Origin of the sequence: Streptomyces poriticola (assembly GCF_036689765.1) — a bacterium.
GTDB lineage: Bacteria > Actinomycetota > Actinomycetes > Streptomycetales > Streptomycetaceae > Streptomyces > Streptomyces poriticola.
Genome location: NZ_JBAGKH010000004.1, coordinates 123,023 through 137,758, shown reverse-complemented (window position 1 = coordinate 137,758; position 14,736 = coordinate 123,023). Strand labels below are relative to the sequence as shown.

13 protein-coding genes are annotated in these 14,736 nt (G+C 74.6%); 7 read left to right on the top strand and 6 right to left on the bottom strand.

Going from position 1 to position 14,736, the window contains the following annotated elements:
• Positions 1-95 precede the first annotated feature (95 nt).
• On the bottom strand, positions 96-1,184 hold the full coding sequence (locus V5O46_RS08205; RefSeq protein ID WP_332883808.1) for an NADH-quinone oxidoreductase subunit B family protein: 1,089 nt from the start codon (positions 1,182-1,184) through the stop codon (positions 96-98).
• 54 nt (positions 1,185-1,238) lie between these two features.
• Positions 1,239-2,957, bottom strand: a complete 1,719-nt coding sequence (locus tag V5O46_RS08200) for a hydrogenase maturation protein (RefSeq protein WP_332883807.1) — start codon at positions 2,955-2,957, stop codon at positions 1,239-1,241.
• Between the two features lie 206 nt (positions 2,958-3,163).
• Between V5O46_RS08200 and V5O46_RS08195 the strand changes: the two genes are divergently transcribed.
• The 3 genes from V5O46_RS08195 to V5O46_RS08185 all read left to right on the top strand — a co-directional run bounded on the left by V5O46_RS08195 (position 3,164) and on the right by V5O46_RS08185 (position 6,583).
• Positions 3,164-3,355: a hypothetical protein gene (locus tag V5O46_RS08195; RefSeq protein WP_408648941.1), complete on the top strand. Its 192-nt coding sequence runs from the start codon at positions 3,164-3,166 to the stop codon at positions 3,353-3,355.
• Positions 3,356-3,438: 83 nt separating this feature from the next.
• Positions 3,439-4,932 (top strand): MFS transporter, encoded by a 1,494-nt coding sequence (locus tag V5O46_RS08190; protein WP_332883806.1) that lies wholly within the window; start codon positions 3,439-3,441, stop codon positions 4,930-4,932.
• 115 nt (positions 4,933-5,047) lie between these two features.
• On the top strand, positions 5,048-6,583 hold the full coding sequence (locus tag V5O46_RS08185) for an MFS transporter (RefSeq protein WP_332884121.1): 1,536 nt from the start codon (positions 5,048-5,050) through the stop codon (positions 6,581-6,583).
• 79 nt (positions 6,584-6,662) lie between these two features.
• Here V5O46_RS08185 and V5O46_RS08180 read toward each other — a convergent pair whose 3' ends face one another.
• Genes V5O46_RS08180 through V5O46_RS08165 form a run of 4 tightly spaced genes read right to left on the bottom strand, consistent with a single transcriptional unit; the run spans position 6,663 to position 10,790 of the window.
• Positions 6,663-7,754 carry an acyl-CoA dehydrogenase family protein gene (locus tag V5O46_RS08180; protein ID WP_332883805.1) on the bottom strand — a complete coding sequence of 364 codons (1,092 nt, stop codon included), beginning with the start codon at positions 7,752-7,754 and terminating at the stop codon, positions 6,663-6,665.
• Positions 7,751-8,749, bottom strand: a complete 999-nt coding sequence (locus tag V5O46_RS08175; protein WP_332883804.1) for an acyl-CoA dehydrogenase family protein — start codon at positions 8,747-8,749, stop codon at positions 7,751-7,753. Before V5O46_RS08175 ends, V5O46_RS08180 begins: the two co-directional genes overlap by 4 nt.
• Positions 8,749-9,927, bottom strand: a complete 1,179-nt coding sequence (locus tag V5O46_RS08170) for an acyl-CoA dehydrogenase family protein (RefSeq protein ID WP_332883803.1) — start codon at positions 9,925-9,927, stop codon at positions 8,749-8,751. The genes V5O46_RS08175 and V5O46_RS08170 overlap by 1 nt, the downstream gene beginning before the upstream one ends.
• Positions 9,927-10,790, bottom strand: coding sequence for an enoyl-CoA hydratase (locus tag V5O46_RS08165; protein WP_408648940.1), 864 nt, complete (start codon positions 10,788-10,790; stop codon positions 9,927-9,929). The genes V5O46_RS08170 and V5O46_RS08165 overlap by 1 nt, the downstream gene beginning before the upstream one ends.
• 82 nt (positions 10,791-10,872) lie before the next feature.
• On the opposite strand from V5O46_RS08165, the gene V5O46_RS08160 reads away from it, so the two are divergent.
• Genes V5O46_RS08160 through V5O46_RS08145 form a run of 4 tightly spaced genes read left to right on the top strand, consistent with a single transcriptional unit; the run spans position 10,873 to position 14,661 of the window.
• The gene (locus V5O46_RS08160) at positions 10,873-12,039 is read left to right on the top strand and encodes an acyl-CoA dehydrogenase family protein (RefSeq protein ID WP_332883801.1); all 1,167 of its coding nucleotides are present in this window, start codon (positions 10,873-10,875) and stop codon (positions 12,037-12,039) included.
• Entirely contained in the window at positions 12,036-12,827 is a 792-nt protein-coding gene (locus tag V5O46_RS08155; RefSeq protein WP_332883800.1) for an SDR family oxidoreductase, read from the top strand. The genes V5O46_RS08160 and V5O46_RS08155 overlap by 4 nt, the downstream gene beginning before the upstream one ends.
• A 15-nt stretch (positions 12,828-12,842) precedes the next feature.
• On the top strand, positions 12,843-13,469 hold the full coding sequence (locus V5O46_RS08150) for a TetR/AcrR family transcriptional regulator (protein WP_332883799.1): 627 nt from the start codon (positions 12,843-12,845) through the stop codon (positions 13,467-13,469).
• Between the two features lie 34 nt (positions 13,470-13,503).
• Positions 13,504-14,661: an acetyl-CoA C-acetyltransferase gene (locus V5O46_RS08145; RefSeq protein ID WP_332883798.1), complete on the top strand. Its 1,158-nt coding sequence runs from the start codon at positions 13,504-13,506 to the stop codon at positions 14,659-14,661.
• The last annotated feature ends 75 nt before the right edge of the window (positions 14,662-14,736 follow it).

Below are 14,736 nucleotides of genomic sequence, written 5' to 3'. Positions count from 1 at the left end.
CCCTTCGGTCGGGTCGGTGCAGGCTGTTCGCGGGGGTGACGGGGGTGACGGGGGTGACGGGGGTGACGGGGGACGGCCGTCGGGGCCGGGGCCGGTCACCAGGGCGGCCGGTAGCCGGTGGTGATCTTCCTTCCGGTGTGGCGCCACTTGGGCTCCTGGTCGACGCTCCTGGCCGTGATGTTCCGCAGCCGGCGGATCACCGCGCCGTAGGCGCCGCTGGTGGTGCTGGAGAGCTTGGCGCCGGGCGGCTCGTCCATGAACGGCATGAACTTGTCCGGGAAGCCGGGCATGGTGCACGCGATGCAGATGCCGCCCACGTTCGGGCAGCCGCCGATGCCGTTCATCCAGCCGCGCTTGGGCACGTTGCACTTCACGACCGGCCCCCAGCAGCCGACCTTCACCAGGCACTCGGGGGAGTTGTAGTCCGCCGCGAACTGGCCCTGCTCGTAGTACCCGGCCCGGTCGCAGCCCTCGTGCACGGTCGCCCCGAACAGCCAGGTGGGGCGCAGCTTGTCGTCGAGCGGGATCATCGGCGCGGAGCCGACGGCCTGGTAGAGCAGGTAGGTGAGGGTCTCGGCGAAGTTGTCGGGCTGGATGGGGCAGCCCGGCACGCAGACGATCGGGATGCCCGCCTGCGAGGTCCAGTCCCAGCCCAGATAGTCGGGCACACCCATCGCGCCGGTCGGGTTCCCCTCCATCGCGTGGATGCCGCCGTACGTGGCGCAGGTGCCGATCGCGACGACCGCCAGCGCCTTGGGGGCGAGCCGGTCGATCCACTCGCTGGTGGTGATGGGCTGCCCGGTCTCCGGGTCGTCGCCGAAGCCGCACCAGTAGCCCTCCTGCTTGATCGCCTCGTTGGGGACGGACCCCTCGATCACCAGCACGAAGGGGTCGATCTCGCCGCGCTCTCCCTTGAAGAACCACTCGATGAACGTGTCGGCACCGCCGACCGGACCGCACTCGAAGTCGATCAGCGGCCAGTGCACGGCGATCTTCGGCAGGCCGGGCAGAGCGCCCAGGGCGATCTCCTCGATACTGGGCTGCATGGCGGCCGTCAGCGCGACCGAGTCGCCGTCGCAACTCAGCCCGGCGTTGATCCAGAGGATGTGGATCGGCTTCTCGTCGGTGCCGACGGCGCCGGAGGTGTCCGGCTCCTCGCTGGTGGTGGGTGACGCGGCGTTCATCAGGGCCTCCTGGGGAGGAGTACGGGCGGGGCCGGAGACCGGCCGGTCTTCCTGCTAAGCGTCGGCGGAACCGGACCCCGGCGCACGTGCTGCCCCGGGCCCGGACGGTGCCGTCTCCTTGCGCACGAACGCCCGCCGCAGCGCGTGGTACGGGGCACCGGGGTCGTAGAAGATGCTGCGCATCCGGCCGAGTTCCCGCTCGCGGACCGCGGCCAGCGGGGTGATCGCCTCACGTCGTTCGCTCTCGGCCTTCTTCGCGGCCAGCCGTGCCTGCAGCCCGGGGGAGGCCGCCCATCGTTCGGCCAGCCGGGTGACCTCCGCGGGGAAGCGGGTGGGGGCGCAGTCCACCACCCGGTCGACCAGGCCGAGGTCCCGGGCGCGGGCGGCACCGACCGGCAGCGCCTCGCGGGTGAGCCGCTCCGCCACCGGGGCGCCGACCCTGCGCGGCAGGCTGTACGTCCAGTACTCCGAGCCGTACAGACCCATCCGCCGGTAGTGCGGATTGAGCACGGAGCCGGAGCGGCACCACACCTCGTCGGCGGCCAGCGCCAGCATCACCCCGCCCGCCGCCGCGTTGCCGCCGATCGCGGCGGCCACCAGCCGGTCCGTGGTGGTCAGCACGGCCTCGACGAGGTCGTTCATCGCGTTCAGGTTGGCCCAGGACTCCGCGGCCGGGTCGCCGGCCGCCTCGATGACGCCCAGATGGATGCCGTTGGAGAAGAAGTCGCGGGCGCCGCCCAGCACCAGGACCGTGGTGGGCCGCTCACAGGCCGCCCGGTAGGCGGCCAGCAGACGCCGGCAGTGGCCGGTGGACATCGCGCCGCCGGGGAACGAGAACGACAGCACGCCCACCGGGCCCAGCTCGCGGTAGCGGATGTCCGTCCAGGTGGTGTCGTCCGCGGACGGCAGGACGGGCACGGGCAGCTCCGGCACCCCGGCCAAACGCTCGCCCAGGGCGAGCACGGCGGGCAGCTTGCAGGCACGCGGAGTACCGGCCGGAGTGCGGGCCCGCAGCTCCGGCAGCCACACCGCACCGTCGGCCGTGGCCCGGCAGACCGCGCCCGCCCGGGTGGCGAGCAGTTCGCCGGGCCGGCCGCGCAGCCGGTGCTCCGGACGGCCGCCGTGCAGGAACCACTCGGCGCCCAGCAGTTCGTCCGGGACACCGGGCTGCGAGTCGGCGGCGCGCAGCTTGCGCAGCACCGTCGCGGTCGGGTCCTCGGCCCATGCGATCCGGCGGGTCCGCCGGAGCATCGGGGGGCGGGTCCGGGCGTCCGGCGTCCTCGGCAGGGTGTGCTGGTCGAGCGGCGTATGGCAGCCGGACGCGAACCGCTCCACGGCCGTCAGCACGGCGTCCAGGGCGGCGTCGGCCAGTTCGTTGCGGTACAGGTCGCTCTTGCCGGTGTCCGCCGGCACGGACAGCGGAGCCGTCGCCCACACGGGCCCGGCGTCCATCTCCTCCTCGGCCTGCAGGACGGTGACGCCCCAGTCGGCGACGCCCTCGTGGAGGGCCCAGTCCAGGGAGGACGGCCCCCGGTCGCCGACGGGTCCCGGGTGGACGATGAGACAGGTCCGGGCCGACCAGACGTCCCGCGGCACGGCGGCCTTCAGCATGGGCGCCACGACCAGATCCGGGTCGTGCCGGGCTACGGCGGTGCGCACGTCCTCGCTGCGCGGCGTGACCTCGACGGCGACGCGGTGCCCGTGCTCGCGCAGTTCTGCGTGCACGCGCTGGGTGAGGCTGTTGCAGGCACTGGCGATGAGCAGGATGCGCATGGCGGGCCTTCCGACGGGCAGCTGCGTCACCGGCGCGGTGGACCGGCTGCCTGAGATGGTCCGACATTCCGACCCGCGGGCGTCGACACGAATCCCGTTCCTCACTCGCACGGGTCACGGTTCCCGCCACATGGAAGGCCCCGGAAGGCCTGCGCCCGTTACGGGCCCGGCGTACTGCCCCGCCTGCGCGACGCCTACCTGGAGCCGTGGACCGGCCCCGGCCGTACACCGGCGGACCTGCGGCGGGCGGTCCGCCTGGCAGGCGGCTGAGCGCGCTGGGCCGGGCCCGCTCGTGGGGCCGCCTGGTCCCGGGCGGGTCCGGCGGCATCGGCGGCACGGGAGGCGCGCAGAGCGCCCGTGCGCTGCTGGACCCGTTCGAGGAGGAGCCGCCCGTCTGAGCCGTCGGTCCGAGCCGGCCGCATCCGGCGCTGCCCGGGGCCCGCGGCTGGCCGCGTCGCAGCCGGGCGGGGAGGATCCTGGTATGGAGCAGGACGCCGGCACCGTACGGACCGGAACGGCCGTGGGCCGCCGGGTGCTGCTGACGACCGTGCTCGGCTCCACCATGGCGATGCTCGACGCCACCGTGGTGACCGTGGCGCTTCCGCACATCGGGCGCGACCTGGACGCCGACCTGGCGGCGCTGCAGTGGACCGTCAACGGCTACATGCTCACGCTGGCCGCGCTGATCCTGCTCGGTGGTGCGCTGGGCGACCGCTACGGCCGCCGGAGGGTGTTCGTCATCGGGGTGGTGTGGTTCGCGCTCGCCTCACTGCTGTGCGGGTTCGCCCCGAACCCGGCGGTGCTCATCGGTGCCCGCGCGCTGCAGGGCATCGGCGGCGCGCTGCTCACCCCCGGGTCCCTGGCGCTCATCCAGGCCACCTTCCACCCGGACGACCGGGCGAGGGCCGTCGGCATCTGGTCCGGCCTGGGCGGAGTGGGCGCCGCGATCGGGCCGTTCGTGGGCGGCTGGCTGGTGGACGGGCCCGGCTGGCGCTGGGTGTTCCTGCTGAACGTGCCGCTGGCGCTGCTGTGTCTGGCCGTCGCGCTCCGCCATGTCCCCGAGTCGCGCGACATCCGGCAGAGCGGGCGCTTCGACGTGCTCGGCGCCACGCTGGGCGCGGCGGTGCTCGCCCTCGTCACCTACGCCCTGATCGACGCGGCACCCGTCGCCGGCGCGGTCGGCGCCGCGGCCGGCGTCGTCTTCGTCCTGGTGGAACGGCGCCGGCCCGACCCGATGCTGCCGCCCACGATCTTCCGGTCCCGGCTGTTCACCGCCACCAACCTGGTCACCCTGTGCGTGTACGCGGCCTTCGGCGGCTTCTTCTTCCTGACCGCGCTCCAACTCCAGACCGTCGCCGGATACTCCGCGCTCGGCGCCGGCACCGCACTGCTGCCCACGACCGTACTGATGCTGCTGCTCTCCGGCCGCTCCGGCGCCCTCGGCGAACGCATCGGCCCCCGCATCCCGCTCACCGTCGGCCCGCTGCTGTGCGCCGCCGGGATGCTGCTGATGCTGCGCGTCGGCGCGGACGCCGACTACGCGCGCGATGTGCTGCCTGCCCTGGTGGTGCTCGGCCTGGGCATGGTCACCCTGGTCGCCCCGCTCACCGCCACCGTCCTGTCCTCGGTGGAGGCCGGCCGGGCCGGACTGGCCAGCGGCATCAACAACGCCGCCGCGCGCGCCGCGGGACTGCTGGCCGTGGCCGCACTGCCGCTGCTGACCGGCATGGGTCCGGAGGCGTACCGGTCGCCCGACCAGTTCCAGGACACCTACCGGCAGGCCATGCCGATGTGCGCGGGCGTGCTCGTGCTGGGTGCCCTGATCGCCTGGACGGCCGTACGCACCCCCGTCCCCGCCCCGGCCGAGGAGCCCGCCGCCGAGCCCGAGTGCCACCTGCACTGCGGGGTGTCGGCACCACCCCTGGAGGCGGCCTGCGAGCCGCCCCCGCACCCGGGACCGGAGCGGCGCAGCTGATGCGGGCCGGCCCGCCCCGCCGCAGACTGGGCCGGTGAGATCCACCGGGACGGGACGCGGCGACCCGACGGAGGCACACCGGCCGTCGCCGAACCAGCCGCTGACGCTGGCGGCGATGATGTTCGCCGTCTCCATGACGTTCATCGACCAGACCATCGTCGCCATCGCGGCCCCCGACATCGTCCGCGAACTCGACCTGTCCAGCTCCGGCATGCAGTGGGTGGTCAACGCCTATCTGCTCGCCCTGGCGGCGTTCTTCGCCCTGGGCGGCCGGCTCGCGGACCTCCACGGGCCCCGGCGTGTCGTCGTCACCGGCACCCTCGTGTTCGTCGTGTCGTCGGTGCTGTGCGGCTGCGTCCCCGCCGGCGAGGCGGCGCAGACCTGGCTGATCGTGTTCCGCGCGACCCAGGGCCTGGGCGCCGCCCTGTTGTTCCCGGCGGCGCTGGCCGTGGTGGTGGCGGTGTTCCCGGTCGAACGCCGTGGCCGCGCCCTCGCCCTGTTCTTCGGCGTCTCCGGCGCGCTGACCGCCCTCGGCCCGCTGCTGGGCGGCTGGCTCACGGGCTGGACCTGGCGCGCCGTCTTCTGGGTCAACGTCCCCGTGGCACTGGTGGCGCTGGCCCTCACCGCGGCGGCGCACATCGCCGACCGGCCCCGCGCCGGGACCCTGGACGTCCGGGGCGCGGCCCTGATCGCCGCCGGCATGGGGCTCGGCGTCCTCGGCTTCCAGCAGTCCTGGTCCTGGGGCTGGGACCACGCCGCGACCTGGGTGTGCATCGTGGGCGGCCTCGCCCTGCTGGCCGGGTTCGTCCGGTACGAGCGGGGCCTGCGCCATCCGCTGATCGATCTGCGGGTCTTCCGGGACAAGGCGTTCAGCGCGGACGTGGCGGTGCTGTTCTTCGCCATGCTCGCCTTCGTCCCGGTCTTCTTCTTCGCCTCCGTCTACGCCCAGGTGTCCCTGAGCGCCTCGCCCAACCAGGCGGCCCTGTACCTGCTGTACTTCTTCGTCGGGTTCGCGATCGCCTCGCAGTGGGGCGGGCGGATCCTGGACAGGCAGGGCCCGCGCCCGGCGCTGCGGCTCGGCGCGGCCGTGGGCGCGGTGGGGTTCGCCCTGTGGGCGGCCAGGCTGACGCATCTGTCCATGCACGACCAGTGGCCCTACGCGGCCCTCGCCGGAGCCGGCATCGGCTTCATCCTCGCCCCGGCCTCCACCGACGCGGTCAACCGTGCCATCGGCGCGTCGTACGGCGAGGTCACCGGCATCACCCAGACCGTGCGCAACTACGCGGCCAGTGTGGGGCTGGCGGTCTTCGGCACCGTCCTGACCCACGTCACCACCGACAAGGTGGTGGACACCCTGGAGTCCCGCGGTGTGCCCGCGGAGGTCGCCGAGGGCGTGGCCCGGGACATCAGCGAGTCCGTCACCGGCAGCGGCGACGCCCGACCGCCCAGCGGCAGCGACGCCGCCGCCACCGCGATGCGGGAGGCGATGGACGCCGTACGCCTGGACTTCGCCGAGGCCAACCAGTGGGTGTTCTACGGCATGGCGATCGCCCTGGGCTTGGCGTTCCTGTGTGCCCTGCGCCATCCCGGCGGCCGGGTGACGCAGAGCACCGGGCCGGAAGGGGAACCGGGAACGCGCCCTGCCCGCTGAAACCCGGCCGCTGGACCCGCCCGCTGGACCCGCCCGCTGAACCCGCCCGCTGGACCCGGCCGGTGCACCCGGCGGAGAGTCAGACCGCCGTCAGACCCAGCTCGGCGGCGAGCCGCTGCCGGTGCCAGGCGGGCGGGCCGAGGAGCAGGCCCGTACCGTGGGCGCGTTTGAAGTAGCGGTGCGCGTCGTGCTCCCAGGTGATGCCGATCCCGCCGTGCAGCTGGATCATCTCGCCCGCCACCGCCGAGAACGCCTCCGAGCAGGCGGACTTGGCGACGGCCGCCCGGCGGGTCAGCTCCGACGACCCCGCGTCGGCCGCGAACGCCGCCCCGAGCGCCGCCGAGCGCGCCGACTCCACCAGCACATAGGCGTCCGCCAGCCGGTGCTTCACCGCCTGGAACGAGCCGATGGGCCGCCCGAACTGCACCCGGGTCCGCACGTGGGCGACCGTCGCCCGCAGACAGTGCTCGGCCGCGCCGGTCTGCTCGGCGGCCAGCGCCGTGCACCCCAGGTCCAGCACGCGCCGCAGCACCCGGTCGCCGTCGCCGTCCGCTCCGACGAGCCGGCCCTCGGCGCCGTCCAGCACGATCCGCGCCTGCGCTCGAGTGCCGTCCAGGGTCACCGCCGCCTCCCGCCGCACGCGCGGGTCGTCCACCGCCACCCGGAACAGCGAGACCCCGGCCCGGGTACGGGCGGCCACCAGCAGCACGTCGGCCACCGCGCCGTCCAGCACATGCTCCTTGGCACCGGTCAGCCGCCAGGTCCCGCCGGGACCGGGAAGGGCATCCGGTCCGGGCGCGGCCTCGGCCCGGATCGCCGCCGGGTCCCAGGAGCCCCGTTCGGCCCACGCCAGACTGCCCGTGGCGCGGCCCACGGCCAGCCCGGGCAGCAGCCGGGCGCACGCCGCGCCGTCCCCGGAGACGAGCAGCGCCTGCGTCGCGAGCACCGCGGAGCCGAGATACGGTGCGGGGCTCAGCACCCGCCCCAGCTCCTCCATCACCACGTGCACGTCACGGGCCCCGCCGCCCGTGCCGCCGTACTCCTCGGGCACGGCGAGCCCGGCCGCGCCGATCTGCCCGGTCAGCGGCGGCCAGGCCGCCGCCCCCTCGTGACGCGCCAGCAGCGACCGCACCGCCGAGCGCAGTTCCCGCTGCTCCTCGGTCCATCTCATCCGGGTGCCCCCGCGGCCAGGACCCGGGCCCGGCACACGGCCGGGGTGCCCCATGCGTCGCGCAGCGGGCGGGCCTTGCGGATCCACAGGGAGAGGTCGAACTCCTCGGTGTAGCCGAGGGCGCCGTGCAGATGCAGGGCCGTACGGGCCGCCGTGTGGGCCGCCTCCCCGGCGGTCACCTTGGCCGCGGCGATCGCAGCCCCGGCCGCCGGGTCCCCCGCCTGCAGGGCGAGGGCCGCGGCGGACAGCAGGGGCTGCGCGAACTCCAGGGCGAGGAGGGTGTCGGCCAGCCGGTGCTTCACGGCCTGGAAGGAGCCGACGGCCACCCCGAACTGGGTGCGCCGGCGGACGTGCTCGACGGTGCGGGCCAGCAGGGCGCGGCCCAGCCCGAGGGCCTGCGCCGCGGTGGCCAGCGCCGCTACGTCGACGGCGTGCGCGGCTGCCGCGGTCGCCTCCGGGCCCCGGGCCAGCACGGCACCGCCGACCGGGCGGGCCAGCCGCCGGGCCGGGTCGGCCGAGGGCTGCAGCGGGCCGTGCTCCCGGGCGAGGCGCACGGTGTCGCCGTCCACGACGAACACCGCGTCGGCGGTGTCGGGGTCGAGGGCGTACGGGCTGCCGCCGGCCGGTGCGCAGAGGGAGACCAGCGCGGTCCCGGCGGCGATCCGGGACAGCCAGGAGAAGGCCCGCGGGGAGTCCAGCCGCGCCAGGAGGGCGGCTGCCGCGACCGACTCCGCGAGCGGCCCGGGCACGGCGTGCCGGCCCAGCTCGGTGCAGGCGACCGTCAGTTCCACGGGGAGCGGGCCCAGACCCCCGTGCTTCTCGGGCACGGCGAGGGCGAGGACGCCGGCGTCGGCGAGCCGGGCCCACAGGGCGCGGCCCGGCCCGTGGTCCCCGCCCGCCCAGGCGCGGACCACGCCGGGTGTGTGCGACTCGGCGAGCATCCCGTCCAGGCTGCGGGCGAACTCGCGCTGTTCGGCGTCGGGCAGGAACCGCATCACCGGCGCCCCTTCGGCAGACCGAGCAGCCGCTCGGCGACGATGTCCCGCTGGATCTCGTTGGTGCCCGCGTAGATCGGCCCGGCCAGGGCGAAGGTGTGCCCCTCGGCCCAGCGCCCGTGCCCGGGCGCCTCCGCGGCCGTGTCGGACAGTTCGCCGAACGGGCCGAGCAGGTCCAGGGCGGTCTCGTGCAGGGCGAGATCGAGCTCGGACCAGAACACCTTGTTCAGACTGGCCTCGGCACCGACCGACCCGCCTGCGGCGAGGCGGGAGGCGGTGGCGTACGCCGACAGCCGGTAGGCACGGGCGCCGATCACCGCGTCGGCGACCCGGTCCCGCAGCGCCGTGTCGGCCGGGTCGGCCCGCTCCCGCCACAGCCGGACCAGCCGCTCGGCGGCGGCGGTGAAGCGGCCCGGGCTGCGCAGCGTCAGCCCCCGTTCGTCACCGGCGGTGCTCATCGCCACCCGCCAGCCCTGCCCGGGTTCGCCGACGACGTCCTCGTCCGGCACGAGGACGTCGTCGAGGAACACCTCGGCGAAGGCGGGCTTGCCGTCCAGCCGGCCGACGGGCCGTACCGTCACGCCGTCCGCGTCCAGCGGGAACATCAGATACGTCAGGCCCCGGTGCCGGAGGTCCGGGTCCGTGCCGTCCGGGTCGCTGCGGAACAGGCCGAAGGCCCGGTCGGCGAAGGCCGCCCGGGACGACCAGGTCTTCTGGCCGCTGAGCCGCCAGCCGTCCCGGGTGCGTACGGCGGTGGAACGCAGCGACGCGAGATCGGACCCCGCCTCCGGCTCGGACCAGGCCTGCGCCCAGATCACCTCCCCGCTCGCCGTCGGAGGCAGCACCCGGGCCCGCTGCCCGGCGGTGCCGTACGCGAAGAGGGCCGGGGCGAGCAGACAGATCCCGTTCTGGGCGACCCGGCCGGGTGCACCCGCCGCGTGGTACTCCTCCTCGAAGATCAGCCACTGGGTCAGGGAGGCGCCCCGGCCGCCGAACTCCTCGGGCCAGGACACCGCCGACCAGCGGCCTGCAGCCAGCGTGCGCTCCCACTCCCGGTGGGCGGCGAACCCCTCGGCGGTCTCCAGGGACGGCAGCGGAGCCCGGGGCACATGTGCGGCGAGCCAGGCCCGGGCCTCGGCGCGGAAGGCGTCCTCGGCGGCCGTGAAGTCGAGGTCCATCAGCCGCGCGCCTCCTTCATCGCGCGTACGTCCATTCCACCCAGCGGGTCGTCGCCGGTCTCGGCGTTGTGGGCGTGGGCGAGATGGTGCAGCCCGAACACCGAGTCCAGGCCGGCGTGCAGGCCCTGCAGGTCCTCGGCCTGGTTGACCGCGCGCTTGGCCAGGGCCAGGCCCATCCGCGGCATCGCGGCGATCCGCTCCGCCAGCTCCAGGGTGCGGTCGGCGAGCTCCGCGCGCGGCACCACCCGGTTGACCATCCCCAGCTCGTAGGCGCGCCGCGCACTCATCCGGTCCCCGGTGTACAGCAGCTCCCGGGCGATCCGCGGCGGCAGCACCCACGGGTGGGCGAAGTACTCCACACCGGGGATGCCCATCCGCACCACCGGATCGGCGAAGAAGGCGTCGTCGGAGGCGACGATCAGGTCGCACACCCAGGCCAGCATCAGCCCGCCGGCGACACATGCGCCCTGCACCGCGGCGACCGCAGGCTTGGGCAGCTCCCGCCAGCGCCGGCACATGCCCAGATACACCTCGGACTCGCGGGCGTAGCGGGCCTCGGCACCCGCCTTGTCCGAGTGGTCCCACCAGAGCCCGGCCCGGCGCTCGAACGGCAGCTGCGCGTCCCGCCCGGGGCTGCCGATGTCGTGTCCGGCACTGAAGTGCTCGCCCGCACCGGCCAGGACCACGACCCGCACCTCGTCGTCGTCCGCCGCGCGGTACAGGGCGTCGTCGAGGGCGTAGGTCATCGCCGAGTTCTGCGCGTTGCGGTACTCGGGCCGATGCAGCGTCACCACGGCGACTGCGCCGCGGCGTTCGTAGCGGACGGGTCCCTGGGGCACGGTGCGGGCGGCGGCCATCCGCATCTCCTTCCCTAACAAGTGTTTGGTAGATTATCGTGACGGGTCGTCAGCCGTCGAGACCGCCGAGCGCCGTCGGGAGCCGCCGATGAGCACCGCCGAGGAGTTCCGCACCGAGGTCCGCGGCTGGCTGCGGGCCCATCTCACCGGCGAGTTCGCGAGCCTGCGCGGACGCGGCGGACCCGGCCGCGAGCACGAGGCGTTCCCCGAACGGCTCGCCTGGGAGCGGCACATGGCCGCCGAAGGGTGGACCTGCGTCGGCTGGCCCGAGGAGTACGGCGGCCGGGGCGCGACCCTGGAGCAGCAGGTCGCCTTCCACGAGGAGTACGCCCTCGCCGACGCCCCCGCCCGCGTCGGCCACATCGGCGAACAGCTCCTCGGCCCCACCCTCATCGCCTTCGGCACCCCCGAACAGCGCAGGCGGTTCCTCGCCCCGATCGCCGCCGTCGAGGAGCTGTGGTGCCAGGGCTACAGCGAGCCGGACGCCGGGTCCGACCTGGCCGGTGTCCGCACCCGCGCCGTACGGGACGGAGACGCATGGGTGGTCACCGGGCAGAAGACCTGGACCTCCCTCGCCCACCTGGCCGACTGGTGCTTCGTGCTGGCCCGCACCGAGCCCGGCTCCACCCGCCGCACCGGACTCTCCTATCTGCTGGTCTCGCTGGACCAGCCGGGTGTGGACATCCGGCCCGTCACCCAGCTGACCGGCACCTCCGAGTTCAACGAGGTGTACTTCGACGGCGCCCGCACCCGAGCCGCCCACCTCGTCGGCGCTCCTGGAGACGGCTGGCGGGTGGCCATGGCCACCCTCGGGTTCGAACGCGGCGTGTCCACCCTCGGCCTGCAGATCGGCTTCCGCCGCGAACTGGAGTCCCTCATCGACCTGGCCGCGCGCAACGGCGCCGCCGCCGATCCGCTGATCCGCGACCGCCTCGCCCGCGCCTGGACCGGACTGGAGATCATCCGGTGCAACGCGCTGCGCATGCTCGACGGCGCCGCGGCCGGCGCACCCGGTCCCGAGGCGTCCATCGGCAAGATCTACTGGGCCACCTGGCACCGCGCACTCGGCGAGCTCGCCATGGACGTGTGCGGCGCCGACGGCATGCTGGCGGCGGGCGCACCGTACGAACTGACCGACTGGCAGCGGCTGTACCTCTTCTCCCGGGCCGACACCGTCTACGCCGGTACCAACGAGATCCAGCGCGACATCATCGCCGAGCGCGTCCTCGGACTGCCCCGGGAGGCGCGGCCATGACCACGCCGGCCCCACCGCCGTACCAGCCCGCGCACGGCCTGCTGACCGGCCGCGCCGCCGTCGTCACCGCCGCCGCAGGCGCCGGGATCGGCGGGGCGACGGCCCGGCGCCTGCTGGAGGAGGGCGCCCGGGTCCTCGTCTCCGACGCACACGCCCGCCGCCTGAAGGAGACCGAGGCCCACCTGACCGCCGAGTTCGGTGCGGACCGGGTCGCCGCGCTGCCCTGCGACGTCACCGACGAGACCCGGGTCGGTGCGCTGTTCGACCTCGCCGAGCAGCACCACGGACGCCTCGACATCGTGGTCAACAACGCCGGCCTCGGCGGCACCGCCGATCTGGCCGACATGACCGACGAACAGTGGAGCACCGTCCTCGACGTCACCCTGAACGGCACGTTCCGCTGCACCCGCGCCGCCCTGCGCCGAATGCGGGCCGCGGGCACCGGCGGCGTCGTCGTCAACAACGCATCGGTGCTGGGCTGGCGCGCCCAGCGCGGCCAGGCGCACTACGCCGCCGCCAAGGCCGGCGTCATGGCGCTGACCCGGTGCGCCGCGATGGAGGCCGCCGGCTACGGGGTGCGGGTCAACGCCGTAGCGCCCAGCCTCGCCCTGCACCCGCACCTGGCCCGGGTCACCACCCCCGAGCTGCTGGCCGAGCTGACCTCCCGGGAGGCGTTCGGGCGCCCCGCCGAACCCTGGGAGGTGGCCAACGTGATCGTGTTCCTGGCCAGCGGCTACTCCTCGTACCTGACCGGCGAGGTGCTGTCGGTCAGCAGCCGGCACCCGTGAGGCGACAATGGCCGGGTGCCGACAAGCAACAGCAGCAGTGACCGGAAGAAGACCCCGGTGAACCCGCCCGAGCGGCGCGAGGAGATCCTCGCCGTCGCCGCCGAGGTGTTCGCCGCCCGGGGCTACAACGCCACCACGGTCCGCACCATCGCGGACGCGGCCGGGATGCTCGCGGGCAGCCTCTACTACCACTTCGACTCCAAGGAGTCGATGCTGGACGAGATCCTCTCCACCTTCCTGGACGAGCTGTGGGCGCGCTACGACGCCGTGCTCACCGCCGGACTCGGCCCCAGGCAGACCCTGGAGGCCCTCGTCACCGAGTCCTTCCGGGAGATCGACCGGCACCGCTGTGCGGTCGCCATCTACCAGAGGGAGGCCAGGCACCTCGGGGCCCGGCCGCACTTCGGCTATCTCGCCGAGTCGCAGCAGAGGTTCGAGAAGGCGTGGCTGGGCACCCTCGAGCGCGGCGTCGCCGACGAGGTCTTCCGCCCCGACCTGGACGTCCGGCTCACCTACCGGTTCGTGCGCGACACCGTCTGGGTCGCCGCGTCCTGGTACCGGCCGGGCGGCCTGCACAGCCCCGAGGAGATCGCCCGCCAGTACCTGTCGATGCTTCTGGAGGGCATCGCACTGCGCGCATGAAACCGACCCCGCACCCACCGGAGAAGGAGACGCCATGGCCGAGGCCTACATCGTCGAAGCGGTGCGCACCCCGGTCGGCCGGCGCGGCGGCGGACTGTCCGCCGTCCACCCCGCCGACCTCGCCGCCCGGGTGCTGACCGCCCTGATGGAGCGCTCCGGCGCCGACCCGGCCGCCGTGGACGACGTCGTCCTCGGCTGCCTGGACACCGTCGGCCCGCAGGCCGGCGACATCGCCCGCACCGGCTGGCTGGCCGCCGGGCTGCCCGAGGAGGTGCCCGGCGTCACCGTCGACCGCCAGTGCGGCTCCTCCCAGCAGGCGCTGCACTTCGCCGCGCAGGCCGTGCTCTCCGGCACCCAGGACCTGGTCGTCGCGGGCGGCGTGCAGAACATGTCGCAGATCCCCATCGCCTTCGCCGCCCGGCAGGCCACCGGACCGCTCGGGCTGACCGAGGGCCCCTACGCCGGTTCCGCGGGCTGGCGGGCCCGCTACGGCGACCGGCCGGTCAGCCAGTTCCACGGCGCCGAACTGATCGCCCGCACCTGGGACATCTCCCGGGAGGCGATGGAGGAGTTCGCGCTCCGCTCCCACCGCCGGGCCGTCCGCGCCCTCGACGAGGGCCGTTTCGACCGCGAGACCGTGACCGTCGGGGACACCACCCGCGACGAGGGCCCGCGCCGCGACACCAGCCGGGAGAAGATGGCGGCCCTGCCGCCCCTGACGGAGGGCGGGAGACTGACCGCCGCCCTGTCCTCCCAGATCTCCGACGGAGCCTCCGCGCTGCTCATCGCCTCCGAACAGGCCGTACTCGACCACGGCCTGACCCCGAGGGCCCGCATCCACCATCTCTCCGTACGCGGCGAGGACCCGATCCGCATGCTGTCCGCGCCGATACCCGCCACGGAGCACGCCCTGAGGAAGGCCGGGATGACGCTGGACGCCATCGACCTGGTCGAGATCAACGAGGCGTTCGCGTCCGTGGTGCTGGCCTGGCTGAAGGAGACCGGCGCCGACCCCGGGAAGGTCAACGTCAACGGCGGCGCCATCGCCCTGGGACACCCGCTGGGCGCCACCGGCACCCGGCTCGCGACCACCCTGCTGCACGAGCTCGAGCGCACCGGCGGACGCTACGGCCTGCAGACGATGTGCGAGGGCGGCGGCCAGGCCAACGTCACGATCGTCGAACGCCTCTGACCGGCCGCCGCGGCTGCCGCACCGTCACGCCGGCACCCGTCACGCCGGCACCCGTCACGCCGGCACCCGTCACGC

Excerpts from the sequence above, each read along its gene's own strand:
- V5O46_RS08205 (WP_332883808.1), bottom strand. The coding sequence starts at position 1,184 with ATGAACGCCGCGTCACCCACCACCAGCGAGGAGCCGGACACCTCCGGC.
- V5O46_RS08200 (WP_332883807.1), bottom strand. The coding sequence starts at position 2,957 with ATGCGCATCCTGCTCATCGCCAGTGCCTGCAACAGCCTCACCCAGCGC.
- V5O46_RS08190 (WP_332883806.1), top strand. The coding sequence starts at position 3,439 with ATGGAGCAGGACGCCGGCACCGTACGGACCGGAACGGCCGTGGGCCGC.
- V5O46_RS08185 (WP_332884121.1), top strand. The coding sequence starts at position 5,048 with ATGATGTTCGCCGTCTCCATGACGTTCATCGACCAGACCATCGTCGCC.
- V5O46_RS08180 (WP_332883805.1), bottom strand. The coding sequence starts at position 7,754 with ATGAGATGGACCGAGGAGCAGCGGGAACTGCGCTCGGCGGTGCGGTCG.
- V5O46_RS08175 (WP_332883804.1), bottom strand. The coding sequence starts at position 8,749 with ATGCGGTTCCTGCCCGACGCCGAACAGCGCGAGTTCGCCCGCAGCCTG.
- V5O46_RS08170 (WP_332883803.1), bottom strand. The coding sequence starts at position 9,927 with ATGGACCTCGACTTCACGGCCGCCGAGGACGCCTTCCGCGCCGAGGCC.
- V5O46_RS08165 (WP_408648940.1), bottom strand. The coding sequence starts at position 10,790 with ATGCGGATGGCCGCCGCCCGCACCGTGCCCCAGGGACCCGTCCGCTAC.
- V5O46_RS08160 (WP_332883801.1), top strand. The coding sequence starts at position 10,873 with ATGAGCACCGCCGAGGAGTTCCGCACCGAGGTCCGCGGCTGGCTGCGG.
- V5O46_RS08155 (WP_332883800.1), top strand. The coding sequence starts at position 12,036 with ATGACCACGCCGGCCCCACCGCCGTACCAGCCCGCGCACGGCCTGCTG.
- V5O46_RS08145 (WP_332883798.1), top strand. The coding sequence starts at position 13,504 with ATGGCCGAGGCCTACATCGTCGAAGCGGTGCGCACCCCGGTCGGCCGG.